The 12632-nt window shown below is 70.3% G+C and carries 11 protein-coding genes; 6 read left to right on the plus strand and 5 right to left on the minus strand.

The window, feature by feature from the left end; translation table 11 throughout:
• Positions 1-96: 96 nt before the first annotated feature.
• The 4 genes from OX958_RS04790 to OX958_RS04805 all read left to right on the plus strand — a co-directional run bounded on the left by OX958_RS04790 (position 97) and on the right by OX958_RS04805 (position 5844).
• Positions 97-618, plus strand: coding sequence for a SigE family RNA polymerase sigma factor (locus tag OX958_RS04790; RefSeq protein ID WP_270135940.1), 522 nt, complete (start codon positions 97-99; stop codon positions 616-618).
• Positions 615-1724, plus strand: a complete 1110-nt coding sequence (locus OX958_RS04795) for a CU044_5270 family protein (RefSeq protein ID WP_270135941.1) — start codon at positions 615-617, stop codon at positions 1722-1724. The genes OX958_RS04790 and OX958_RS04795 overlap by 4 nt, the downstream gene beginning before the upstream one ends.
• A 715-nt stretch (positions 1725-2439) precedes the next feature.
• A complete protein-coding gene (locus OX958_RS04800) occupies positions 2440-4818 on the plus strand; it encodes a kinetoplast-associated-like protein (RefSeq protein WP_270135942.1) in 2379 nt (792 codons plus the stop codon).
• Between the two features lie 72 nt (positions 4819-4890).
• Positions 4891-5844, plus strand: coding sequence for a DivIVA domain-containing protein (locus OX958_RS04805; RefSeq protein WP_270135943.1), 954 nt, complete (start codon positions 4891-4893; stop codon positions 5842-5844).
• 133 nt (positions 5845-5977) lie between these two features.
• Here OX958_RS04805 and OX958_RS04810 read toward each other — a convergent pair whose 3' ends face one another.
• The gene (locus OX958_RS04810) at positions 5978-6895 is read right to left on the minus strand and encodes an A/G-specific adenine glycosylase (protein WP_270135945.1); all 918 of its coding nucleotides are present in this window, start codon (positions 6893-6895) and stop codon (positions 5978-5980) included.
• 32 nt (positions 6896-6927) lie between these two features.
• Between OX958_RS04810 and OX958_RS04815 the strand changes: the two genes are divergently transcribed.
• The gene (locus tag OX958_RS04815; protein ID WP_270135947.1) at positions 6928-7602 is read left to right on the plus strand and encodes a hypothetical protein; all 675 of its coding nucleotides are present in this window, start codon (positions 6928-6930) and stop codon (positions 7600-7602) included.
• Between the two features lie 23 nt (positions 7603-7625).
• Here the strand turns inward: OX958_RS04815 and disA are convergent, their stop codons facing one another.
• The 3 genes from disA to OX958_RS04830 all read right to left on the minus strand — a co-directional run bounded on the left by disA (position 7626) and on the right by OX958_RS04830 (position 10330).
• Positions 7626-8681, minus strand: a complete 1056-nt coding sequence (disA, locus tag OX958_RS04820; protein ID WP_026162929.1) for a DNA integrity scanning diadenylate cyclase DisA — start codon at positions 8679-8681, stop codon at positions 7626-7628.
• A gap of 183 nt (positions 8682-8864) precedes the next feature.
• Positions 8865-9332 carry a hypothetical protein gene (locus OX958_RS04825; protein WP_270135948.1) on the minus strand — a complete coding sequence of 156 codons (468 nt, stop codon included), beginning with the start codon at positions 9330-9332 and terminating at the stop codon, positions 8865-8867.
• 59 nt (positions 9333-9391) lie between these two features.
• Positions 9392-10330 (minus strand): beta-ketoacyl-ACP synthase III, encoded by a 939-nt coding sequence (locus OX958_RS04830; protein WP_270135949.1) that lies wholly within the window; start codon positions 10328-10330, stop codon positions 9392-9394.
• Between the two features lie 240 nt (positions 10331-10570).
• Between OX958_RS04830 and OX958_RS04835 the strand changes: the two genes are divergently transcribed.
• Positions 10571-11125 carry a dihydrofolate reductase family protein gene (locus OX958_RS04835; RefSeq protein WP_270135950.1) on the plus strand — a complete coding sequence of 185 codons (555 nt, stop codon included), beginning with the start codon at positions 10571-10573 and terminating at the stop codon, positions 11123-11125.
• Between the two features lie 2 nt (positions 11126-11127).
• Here OX958_RS04835 and radA read toward each other — a convergent pair whose 3' ends face one another.
• Positions 11128-12537 (minus strand): DNA repair protein RadA, encoded by a 1410-nt coding sequence (gene radA / locus OX958_RS04840; protein ID WP_270135951.1) that lies wholly within the window; start codon positions 12535-12537, stop codon positions 11128-11130.
• Positions 12538-12632 lie beyond the last annotated feature (95 nt).

A 12632-nucleotide genomic window follows, 5' to 3' on the forward strand; every position in this document is an offset into this window, starting at 1 on the left:
GCGGGGCCTGGGCGGAGCGGTTGATGCAACCGGTGGTGCGCGTCACCCGGTACTTAACCCCAGAGGAAGTGCTCGACCCCAACCCCCGGAGGATGCGTGGCCACCGACCGCGACGAGGAGTTCACCAGGTACGTCCATGCCCATCGCGGGCGGATGATGCGGCTGGCGCGGCTGCTGACGACGGGCGACGCGCACTGGGCCGAAGACCTGGTGCAGACCGCGCTGACCAAGCTCTACCTGAAGTGGTCGGCGGTCCGGCCGGAGCTCGGGGCCGCCCGGTACGCCGACAAGATCCTGGTCAACGTCTTTCTCGACGAGAAGCGCCGGTTCTGGCGTCATCGCGAGACGCTCACCGACGAGCCGGCCGAGCCGGGGAGGCAGGCCGCGACCGGCTCGGGCCCCGAGGACCGGCTGGACGTCCTGGCGGCGCTGGAGCGGTTGCCGAAGCGGCAGCGCGCGGTCGTCGTACTGCGGTTCTTCGGCGATCTCGACGTGGCGGCGGTCGCCGAGCTGATGAGTTGCAGCCAAGGCACCGTGAAGAGTCAGACCGCTCGGGGGCTGGACAAGTTGCGCGACCTCATGGCCGAATCCCTGGACACTCTGGAGCATGTGCGATGACCGATCTGAAAGACCTTCTCGACCAGGCCGCCGGTCACGAGCCGGCCGTCACGAGCGCCGACGTCGCCGCTGACCTCGGCCGGGCGCGCCTGGCGGCCCGGCGGCGCCGGATCACGGGGATCGGCCTGACCGCTGGTGCCGCCGCAGTGACGATCGCCGCGCTCGCAGTACCGCTGGTGTTGTCGGGTGGCTCCGGTTCGAGTGTTGCGGCGCCTCCCGGTGCGGTGACCTCGGAAGCACCGGTGGCGGCGCTGTCGGCCGGCGAGGTGCTGCTGGTCGCCGCGGCGCAGGAGGAGAAGGCCGAGGCGGCGAGCGGCAAGTACTTCCGGGTTCGGACCGTTGCCACCGTCGAGTGGACCGTGAAGGCCGACGGCAGCGTTGTCTGCTGCGGGTCGCAGCCGGCCGGTCCCGGTGGCTACAAGCTGCGGGAAGAGCGGGTGATGGAGAAGTGGACCGGCTTGAAGGGCGGTACTGCGTGGCTGGGGACGCGTTCGCTGGGGACACGGCCCGCGACTGCTGCCGACGTGGCGGCCTGGAAGCAGGCGGGTGCACCGGCCAGCTGGAACGCAGGACCGAGCGACAGCGCCGACAAGCGGCCGATCATCCTCTCCACCAAGCCGGGCAAGGGCAGCCTGGTGGAGCTGAAGGGGGATGCCGATCGCTACCCGGCTCTGGGGCGCAGCGCCACCCTGCAAGAGGTGCTGGCGCTGCCGACCACGCCGGCGGCACTGCGGCAGACGTTGCTCAAGGTGAGGCTCTACGCGGCTCCTGACGCCTCCGAGGTGTCGGCGCTCACGCAGCTGTCGTCAGAACTGCTGAGCGCGACGCCTGCGCTGCCGAAGGTCCGTGCTGCGGCCTTCCGGCTGCTGGCCGGGCTGAAAGGCGCGACGGTCGAGCAGAACGTGACCGATGCGGTCGGGCGGAAGGGCACGGCGGTGAGCTTCTCGTTCCGGGCGTACCGGCTCGAACTGCAGCTGATCGTCGACCCGAAGACCGGCAAGCTGCTCAGCAGCCGGAACACGGGCGGCAAGGACGGCGGCCATTCCGTGTTGCTGTCGAGCTGGACCAACGACACCGTGCAGGTGCCGCCGGCGAAGCTCAAATGAACCGGTTGTAGCGCGAGCAGAACCCGGAGCCCGCGGTCGGTACCAGGCGATCAGCCTCGTGCCGGGCGCGGGCTTCTGCGCACTCCGCGAACCGGTTGCGACCGGCAGGATCACCGGCCGCTGGGCTCCGGAGACGTGGTCAACTCGGCGAAGATTGCTCGCAATACGGACTGATCGAGGACTTTTCCGACGAGTTTTCTGGTCTTCCGTGCGGTCCCGGCGGCCTTCGAGCAGCGCTGGAGCAGTCGGTAGGCGGGGTTGCCCAGTGGGTCGCGACGACGGTCGCCAACCCGCCGCAGACGAGGAAACCGATCACAGTCGGTGAGGTTCCACAGCCTGGGTGGCCCTGTAGAGCAAGGTTGATCCACGAGGTGGCGGCGAGGCCGCGCTGAGATGGGCTTGCGGGTTGGACGGCAGCCCATTCAGAGGTGACAGTCTGTGCTTGCGTTGCCCGGCAGTGACGGGACCCCCAGCGGAGCCCACGGACAGACACGCGAGGGTTACACCTTGCCACTGAGTTCGTCGTAAAGTCCTTCGGTGTCCGAGTTCTTCGGTCCGGACCAGCGCCGCCGCTGCCTTCCATTCGGTGGGAAGATCACGCGGCGGCATGAAAGAAGTCAACCCGTCCACTGTTCTCGCTCGTTGTAGCTATGTGACCACGGCTTGGGGACCCGGACTGTCGGAGAGGGGGCCGGAGATGGAATCATCTCGTCGCATGGACGCACCGCGTCTGCCGCTGACCCAGGAACCGGTCCTCGACGCCGGTTCCTTTGGCGTGCGGCAAGCGGGTGGGGTGCTGGAGCGGGCGCAGCGGATTGCGGACACCTTGCGCGAGCAAGCGGAGTACGAGAACGACACCGCGCTGGAAGAAGCCGAGCGCGTTCGCGCCGAGGCCGCGCGCCGGCAGACCGAGACCGAGCAGCAGGTGCAGGAGCTGCGGGCGACGGCCGAGGAAGAGACGCAGAAGCTGCGCGCGGACGCCGAGCAGGCGGCCCAGCAGTTGCGTGCCGACGCTACCGCGTCCGCCCAGCGACTGCTCGGTGATGCCGAGCGTGCGGCCGAGCAGCTCCGTTCTGAGTCCGAGACCGAGGCCCATCGGGTCCGCTCCGAGGCCCAGGCGGAGGCCGAGCGGCTCGAGCGAGAATCCATCGCCGCCGCGGAGAAGCTGCGCGCCGAGTCCACTGCCGAAGCCGAGCGACTGCAGGTCGAGTCCACCGAGGCGGCGGAGAAGCTACGCACGGAGTCGACCGCCGAAGCGGAGCGGGTACGCGCCGAGGCGCAGACGGCTGCCGAGCAGCTGACGGCCGAGTCGACGGAGGCTGCCGAGCGGCTACGGGTGGACTCGACCACTGAGGCTCAGCGGGTTCTCGCGGAGTCGACCGCTGAAGCCGAGCGAGTGCGCACCGAGGCGATTGCCGAGGCTGAGCGGGTCCGCAGCGAGGCGCAGACGGCTGCCGAGCAGCTGACGGCGGAATCGACCGAGGCTGCCGAGCGGCTACGGGTGGACTCGACCACTGAGGCTGAGCGGGTTCTCGCGGAGGCGACTGCGGAGGCTGAGCGGGTTCGTAGCGAGGCTCAGGCGGCTGCGGAGCGGTTGACGGCCGAGTCGGAGAGTGCTGCCGAAGAACTGCGCAGTACGGTCGCGGCCGAGGTGGGCAAGCGTCGGCAGGAGGTCGAGGCGGCGGTCGAGAAGCTGCAGACCGAATCGCAGGCGGCGGCAGACCGGCTGCGGGAAGAGTCGCAGGCAGCGGCGGATCGCAGGCTGGCGGCGGCCGAGGCAGAGGCCGCGGCGCTGAAGGAAGAAGCCGAAGAGATCGTCGAGGAGGCCCGGCAGTCCCGCGAGAACGCGGCACTCGCCGTGGAGCGCGCGAGCCGCGAGGCCCAGCAGCTCGTCGCCGACGCCGGTGAGCAGGCCGCGCTGGTCTCCCAGGCAGCGGTTCGCAACGAGGCCGAGCTGATCGCGCGAGCCGAGTCCGAGGCGGCCGAGCTGCGTACCTCGGTCGAGCGCGAGGCCGACACCGCGCGGGAGAAGTCCCGCGCCGAGATCGCCGCGGCGCACGCCGAGATCGAGCGGCTGCGCGGTGAGAACCGGGCCGAGCTCGAGCGCCGGACCGCCGAGCTGGAGGAGACCGAGCGGGCCAAGCTGGCCGCCATCTCGCTGGAGATCGACAAGCTGCGCGGAGCCGCGGTCGAAGAGATCAACCAGCAGAAGGCGGCGGCCGAGCAGGCCAACGAACGGCTGATGGCCGATGCCCGCGCGCAGGCCAAGCTGGTCGTCGACAGCATCGAGGCGGACCGCCGGACGGCGTCCGCCGAGGCCCAGCGAATCGTCGAGGACGCCAACAAGGCGGCCGAGACCGCGCTCGCCGAGGCCGAGAAGCAGACCGCCTGGAGCAAGAAGACGGTCGACGAACTGGTCGCCACGGCCGAGGCGGAGGCGCGCGGGATCCGCGACCGGGCCGCGATGGACGTCGCCGAGCTGACCCGGCAGAAGCGGGCGCACCTGCGCCGCGTGGTGAGCCGGTCGACCAGCCGGCTCCGGGAGACCCAGGCCGCGATCGCGAGTGAGAACGCGGAGCTGACGGCCCTGGCCGAGAAGACGCTGGCCTCGGCCAACGCGCAGGCCGAGGCGACCCTCGGTTCGGTCACCCAGCAGGCCGAGAAGGTGACCGCCCAGGCCCAGGCCAAGGCGGACCGGCTCAAGGCCAACGCCGAGATCGAGGCCAAGGAGATCATCACCCGCGCGACCCGCCGGGAGACCGAGGCCCAGGCCAGTACCCAGGTCCTGCGCGAGCAGGCCGCCAACGATCTGGCCAACGCCCAGCGGCAGTCGCACGAGCTGATCCGCAAGGCGCGCGCCGAGGCTCAGGGGCTCGAGGCGCAGGCCCGCGAGCACTCCGACGAGCTGCGCGCGCAGGCCCGAAAACTTCTCGCCGACGCCGAGGCGAGGGTCGCGGCGCTGAACCAGCGCCGCGACGAGATCACCAAGGAGCTCACCCAGCTTTCGGGTGTGATCGAGGCACTCGCTGTACCAGGGTTCCGCGCAGGTGGTGGAATGTCCGGTAGCGAGGGTTCCACGGGGGAATCAGGATGAGGACGTGACAGTCAGATCCTTGTCAGTGACAATGTGTGATCCACCCACCCACCGAAGTGAGCATCAGAAGACATGAGCAGTGAATCCCCAACCCCGTTCCGCACCGTTCTGCGTGGCTATGAGCCTGCCCAGGTGGACCAGCACGTTCGTGAGCTGACCACCTCGCTGACCGCACTGCAGCAGCAGTCGGAGCAGCTGCAGCGCCACGTCCAGGAGCTGCAGTCCCGGACGGACGCGGCCGAGTCGGCCGTCATCACCGCCCAGGAGGACAACAAGGACCGCACGCCGACCTTCACCGAGTTCGGTGAGCGGGTGGCGAAGATCCTGTCGCTGGCCGACGACGAGGCCCGTGACCTGGTCACCCGGGCCCGGACCGACGCCGACGCGATCGTCGCCGACGCCGACGTGCACGCCAAGAAGGTCCGCAAGGAGGCCGAGCAGTACTCCCTGGACTGGAAGAGCGAGGTCGACGCCGAGGCTGCCCGCATCCTCGAAGAGGCCCGGACGCAGGCCGACGACATGCGCGACGAGGCCGAGCGCGACGCCACCGCGCGCCGCAGCGAGGCCCAGGCGCTGTACGAGCAGGAGCGCGCCAAGTCCGCCCAGGCGGCAGCTGCCTTCGAGACCACGCTGGCCGAGCGCCGGGGCAAGGTCGAGCAGGAGTTCGCGGCTCGCACCGCACTGGCCGAGCAGCAGCTGGCGGCGGTCACCGACCGTGCGGCCCAGGTGCAGCGCGAGGCCGACCGGTCCCGCTCCGAGGCGGAGCGCCTGGCCCAGCAGCAGCTGGCCGACGCCAACCGTCAGGCGCAGGAGATCGTCGCGGCCGCGAAGGACAAGTCCGAGCGGATCCGGGCCGAGTCCGAGCGTGAGCTCGCCGCCGCGACCCAGCGTCGCGACAGCATCAACGCGCAGCTGACCAACGTCCGGCAGATGCTGGCCACGTTGTCCGGCAGCCCGGCGATGCCGCTGGATCTGCTCACCGACGACGCCGACGAGGCGACCGCGAACAGCAGCAAGAAGAACTGATCACCACCCGCTGAGGCCGGCCCGACTCCGGGCCGGCCATCGGCACCACCTGGTTCGGCTGAAGCCGTCCGGGTTCCACCCGACGTCCGAAGCAGCTCCGGCTCTTCGGACGTTTCGTGTTCCCGGGAGGTCGTCAGGCCGGGAGGCGGTAGCTGTTGTCGGCCACCGGGTCCACCAGGCCGTCGGCGACCAGTCCGTCCAGTGCTCGTTCGCGTTGGATCGGCTCGGGCCAGCAGGCGTCGAGTTCACTTTTGGCGACCGGGCCGGGTGCCGCACGCAGTACGGCGAGGAGGCGGCCCCGCACCTGGCGGTCTGTGCCTTCGTAGGTCTGGCCCTTGCGCGGCGGTCCGTCGTACGGCGGACTGCCGGCCAGCACCCAGGCGCAGTTGCTGCTGATCGGGCACTCGGAGCAGCGCGGGCTGCGGGCCGTACAGACGAGTGCACCCAACTCCATCGTCGCCACCGCCCAGCGCGCGGCAGTGGGCTCGTCGTCGGGGAGCGCGGAGACAGCAAGCCGCAGGTCAGCAGCAGTCGGCGAGATAGTCGGCTGTGCCGCCCCGGTGAGCGCCCGGGCGAAGACTCGCCGCACGTTGGTGTCCACCACCGCGTGCCGCTGCCCGTAGGCGAACGACGCGATCGCAGCCGCCGTATACGTCCCCACACCCGGCAGAGCCAGTAGTGCCGCATGGTCATCCGGTACTACGCCGCCGTGCTCCTCCACGATCGCCTTGGCCGCCGCGTGGAGCCGCAGCGCGCGCCGTGGGTACCCCAGCCGGTCCCAGGCCCGCACAGCCTCACCTGGCGCCTCTGCGGCCAGGTCGCCCGGCTTCGGCCACCGCCGCATCCACACCTCGTACGCCGGTAGCACTCGCGCGACCGGTGTCTGCTGCAGCATGAACTCGCTGACCATCACCGCCCAGGCGCCGGCATCCGGCTCCCGCCACGGCAGCGTGCGCGCGTTGGCGGCGTACCAGTCGAGGATGGGCCCGTGCAGGGCTGCTGCTGAGCCTGCTGCGGCGGCTGATGTGCGGGGGAGCGGCGAGTCTGACATGTCGAGCACAATCCTGACACTAAGGTGCGAGCATGAGCAGCCTGCTCCGACCGGTCGGGCATCTGCCTCCCAGTGTGTACTGGGTCCGGCGGGCACTCGTCGTCGTCGTGGTGCTGGCGCTGGTGATCATCCTGGTACGGGTGATCGGTGGCGGCGGCGATCCGAAGAACTCCGCGGCCACGGACCCTGGACAGAATCCCGCCGGCGGACCGACGGTGGCGCCGACTTCGACGCCGACCCCCGGCCGGACCGCCGGATCCGGCAGGACCACGAAGACTTCGGAGCCGACGAAGACGCCGGAGAGCCCGGCGACCCCCAAGGACGTGAAGTGTTCGGGTGACGACGTCAGCATCGACGTCGTACCGGTCAGCCGGACCCTCGCCTCGGGCAACTCGCTGAACCTGGTGATCCAGTTGAGCGCCGTCCGCGACGAGTGCAAGGCGGCGGTCGACCCGACCGAGCTGTCGCTGACGATCACCTCGGGCGTGGACCAGATCTGGTCCACCGAGGACTGTGAGAAGTCGATCCCGCGGGCCACCCTGGTCCTTGCCAAGGGCAAGCAGTCCACGGCGACCGTGGCCTGGAACGGCCGCCGTTCGCGTCCGGGCTGCCTGCCGGGACAGCTGCAGGCCAAGCCCGGAACCTATGTGGTCAAGGCGGTCTACGACGGACGCGCCTCGACCGCGCAGGCCTTCACGATCGTCTAGCTCTTCGGAGTACGGGGTGGTGCTCAGACGTAGCGTTCGAGGATGCTCGACTCGGCCAGCCGGGACAGGCCCTCGCGAACGGTCCGGGCGCGGTTCTCGCCGACGCCGTCGACCGTCTGCAGGTCGTCGATACTTGCTGCCAGCAACTTCTGCAGGTGGCCGAAGTGCTCGATCAGCCGGTCGATCACCGCACCGGGCAGGCGCGGCACCTTGGCCAGCAGGCGGTAGCCGCGCGGGGTGACCGCGGCGTCCAGCTGCTCGGCGCCACCGAGCTGCAGGGCTCTCGCGACCTGGCCGATGTCGAGCAGGTCGGTCGGGCTGACGGCGTCGAGCTCCAGCAGGACGTCGTCGGCGGTCTTCGGACGGCGGCCCGCGGCGGGCGGCAGGTAGTCCCGGACGACGAGCTCGCGCTCGCCGGCGACACCCGCGACCAGTTCGTTGAGCTGCAGGGTGAGCAGCCGGCCGTCGGTGCCGAGCTCGACGACGTACCCGTCGATCTCGGTCGCGATCCGGCGGACCATCTCCAGCCGCTGGGCCACGGCGGCGACGTCGCGGACCGTCACCAGGTCCTCGATCTCCAGCGCGGACAGCGTGCCGGAGACCTCGTCGAGGCGCAGCTTGTAGCGCTCCAGGGTGGCCAGCGCCTGGTTCGCGCGGGACAGGATGGCGCCGGAGTCCTCCAGCACGTAGCGCTGGTCGTCGACGTACAGCGCGATGATGTGCATCGACTGGGAGACCGAGATGACCGGGAAGCCGGTCTGCCGGGCGACCCGGTCGGCGGTGCGGTGCCGGGTGCCGGTCTCCTCGGTGTGGATCGACGGGTCGGGCATCAGGTGCACGGCGGCGCGCAGCATCCGGCTCATGTCGCGGTCGAGGATGATCGCGCCGTCCATCTTGCTGAGCTCGCGCAGACCGGTGGCGGTGAACTCCACCTCGATCTCGAACCCACCGGTCGAGATGGAGTCGACCACCTTGTCCTGTCCGAGGACCAGCAGGGCGCCGGTACGGCCCCGCAGGATTCGTTCCAGGCCTTCACGCAGTTCGGTACCAGGCGCCACCGCGGCGAGAGTCGCACGCATCCGGGCGTTGGTGCTGTTCTTGTCGGAATTGGGGGCCACGGTCACTGAGTCTATGCGGCGAACAGGCGTGCTGTGACCGGCGCACCGGCAATCGGGGCCCGGCGGACTACGGCGATCGGGTCGCGTTTGCAAACGCACGTGCATCGCATCGTGCAGGGGGTCCGTGCAGCCGCGAACTGAGCGTCAGCGGGCCGCTCGACGGGCCAGGAAGGCGATTCCGCCGAGGGCCAGCCAGAGCACGATCACCACGCCGATCACCGGAGACCAAGTGTCGTCGTACCGCGTGTCGCCGGTGGTGTGGTCGTCGATCGCGAGTGGCAACGTGGCCAGAACGATCACCAACCCGGTTCCGGCGGCGACCAGCGTGGTCCAGTGCTGCGGTGGCCGAACAGCGGCCAGCACGAGCGCGGCGACGTACAGGATCAGGACCGGCCATTGGCTCAGATAGAGGTCGAGTCCGGTCCGGTCCAGCTGGTCCTGCGTGACCCCGGCCGGGCCCGACCTGATGATCCTGCGGTCCAGCCAGCCGGTGGCGAGCAGTACGAACAGCCCGACCACCGTCGAGTACGCCGCGCTGCGGTACGCCGCCAGCCGCACCGCGCCGCCCGGCGAGTGCAACTGGTACCGCGTCTCCAACTCGAACTGACTCATGGGGTCAAGGCTGGCAGCTCCAGGGTCCAACGCTCTGAAGCAGCTGGGCCCACGGCGTACTACGGGCAGCGGATGATCTGGCCGGCATAGGACAGCCCACCGCCGAAACCGAAGAGCAGGACCGGCGCGCCGGCCGGGATCTCGCGCCGCTCGACCAGCTTGGACAAGGCGATCGGGATGCTGGCGGCCGAGGTGTTGCCCGACTCGACCACGTCGCGGGCGATCACCGCGTTGACCGCGCCGAGGCGCTTGGCCAGCGGCTCGATGATCCGCAGGTTGGCCTGATGCAGGACCACGCCGCCGAGCTCCTCCGGCGTCACGCCACCCTTCTCGCAGACCTGCCGGGCGATCACCGGCAACTGGGTGGTGGTCCAGCGGAAGACGCTCTGCCCCTCCTGGGCGAACTTGCCGTCGCGGCCCTCGATCCGGACCGCGTCGGACATCTCCGGCACCGAACCCCACACGACCGGCCCGATCTCGGGCTCGTCGGTGGCGACCAGGACGGCCGCGCCGGCGCCGTCGCCGATCAGCACGCAGGTGGTGCGGTCGGTCCAGTCGGTGAAGTCGCTCAGCTTCTCGACGCCGATCACCAGCGCCTTGGTCGCGGCGCCCGCGCGGATCGCGTGGTCGGCCGTCGCGAGCGCGTGGCTGAAACCGGAGCAGGCGGTGTTCACGTCGAGCGTGGCCGGGCTGCCGAGGCCGAGCCGGGCGGCCACCCGGGCGGCGATGTTCGGCGACCGGTCGATCGCCGTACAGGTCGCGACCACGACCAGGTCGATCTCGGCGATGTCGAGACCCGAGTTCGCGATCGCCTTCTCGGCGGCCCGCCACGCCATCTCGTCGACCTGCTCGTCCGGCGCCGCGATCCGGCGCTCCCTGATTCCGACCCGGCTCTGGATCCACTCGTCGTTGGTCTCCACCATGGTGGACAGCTCGGCGTTGGTGAGCACCCGCTCGGGCTGGTAGTGGCCGAGGGCGACAACTCTGGAACCGGTCATCTCGCGTGCTCCTGCAGTCGGGAAGCGGCCTGGGGTCGAAGGCCGCGGTAATGGGGGCGGATCCAGAGTACGTTCCGGCGTACCGGCCGGTAGACACCCGTCTCACCCCCTGTACTGCGTACTGTCGCGGCTGTGGTCCGGAACACAGCCGCGACCGCTCGCGAGGCGATGTCAAAGTCGTCCAGCCGGCTCCGACCAGTGGCTGACAAGCAGCCGGAACCCAGCCACCCAGGAGCTCTCATGCGCAAGATCATCCACTTCGTCCACACCTCGCTCGACGGCTTCATCGAGGGCCCGGACGGGGCGTTCGACTGGCCGGTGATGAGCCCGGAACTGTCGGCGTACGGGAGTCAGTTGAACGAGGGCACCGACACGTTCCTCTACGGCCGCGTGGTCTGGGAGATGATGTCGGGCTTCTGGCCGCAGGCGGAGTCGATGTCGGACCACCCGCACGACCTCGCGTTCGCGCCGATCTGGCGGGAGACCGCGAAGCTCGTCGTCTCGACCACGCTGGAGAAGGCCGGCTGGAACACCACGGTCATCGACTCGGCCGAGGCGCTCGCAGACCTCAAGCAGCAGCCCGGCGGCAATCTGCTGCTGACCGGTGGGGCCGCGCTCGCGACGTCGGTGGAGCAACTGGGGCTGCTGGACGAGCGCCACATCGTCGTTCACCCGGTCGTCCTGGGCGGTGGCAAACGCCTCTTCCCCGAGGGACTGCCCCGCCGTACCGCGACGCTGGTCGAGTCCCGCCCGCTGGACGACCGAGTGGTCCTGCTCCGCCACGCCCTGGTCTGAGGTCAGGCCAGGCCGGCGGCACTCAGAGCGGCGCGGATGTCGCCGGCGGCGAAGGTGCGCAGACCGTACTTGGCCTGCATGTCCATCGGCTTGGAGTCCTTCGAGCGGTTCGGGACGTCGGCGGGAATGATCGCCTTGGTGAAGCCCAGCCGGGCTGCCTCGGCGAGGCGCTTCTCCAGGCCGCCGACGCGGCGGACCTCGCCGGCCAGGCCGACCTCGCCGATCGCGATCAGGCCAGGGTGGATCGGCTTGTCCATCACCGACGAGGCGACCGAGATGGCGACCGCGAGGTCGGCGACCGGTTCGGTGATCTTCACGCCGCCGACGGTCGCGACGTAGACCTCCTGGTCGGTCAGCTTCAGCCCCGCGCGGTTGCCGAGCACGGCGAGCACCATCGCGACCCGCTGCGACTCCAGCCCGGACGTCGTACGCCGCGGCTGGGGCGCGGCCGACGGGCCGACCAGAGCCTGTACTTCGGCCAGCAGCGGCCGCCGTCCCTCCATCATCACCGTCACGCAGGTGCCCGCGACCGGCTCGGCGTGCTCCGAGACGAACAGGCCGGACGGGTCGCTCACCTCGATGATGCCGGTGTCGACCATGTCGAAGCAGCCGACCTCGTCGGAGGGGCCGAACCGGTTCTTGGTCGCGCGCACCATCCGGAAGCCGGAGTGCCGGTCGCCGTCGAAGGCGAGCACCACGTCGACCAGGTGCTCGAGCATCCGCGGGCCGGCGATCGCGCCGTCCTTGGTCACGTGGCCGACCAGCACGACCGCGATGTTGCGCTCCTTGGCCAGCCGGACCAGCGCACCGGTCACCTCGCGGACCTGGGTGACGCCGCCGGGAGCGCCGTCCACCTCGGGGTGCGCCATCGTCTGCACCGAGTCGATCACCAGGAAGGTCGGATCGACCGCGTCCACCTGACCCACGACGGCACCGAGATCGGTCTCGGCGGCGAGGAACAGCTCGTCGACCAACGCGTCCGTGCGCCCCGCACGCAGCCGGACCTGAGCAGCCGACTCCTCTCCCGAGACATACAGCGTGCGATGCCCGCGCCGAGCCGATTGCGCCGCGACCTCCAGCAGCAACGTCGACTTGCCGACGCCCGGCTCACCTGCCAGCAGGATCACCGCGCCGGGCACGACGCCACCGCCGAGCACCCGGTCGAGCTCGCCGATGCCGGTCGGCCGGGACTCCGCCTCCACCGCGGACACCTTGGCGATCGGCATCGCCGGCGAGGACACCGGACCCGCGGTGATCCGGGCAGCCTTCGGCGCCCCGACCTCCGCCACCGTGCCCCACGCCTGGCACTCACCACACCGCCCGATCCACCGCGGCGTCGTCCACCCGCACTCGCTGCACGCGAACGGTGACTTCCCCGCCTTGGACCTGGTCGACCCCGTTGCCTTCACCATGCCGCCAACCTAATTCACCCCGCCGACAATCCTGATTTCCTCGTCCACAGGTGAGGAGAAGTCGGGGGTTCGGGGAGGTGGTGCTGTCTTGCGGA

Source organism: Kribbella sp. CA-293567 (assembly GCF_027627575.1).
In the GTDB taxonomy this organism is placed as follows: Bacteria; Actinomycetota; Actinomycetes; order Propionibacteriales; family Kribbellaceae; genus Kribbella.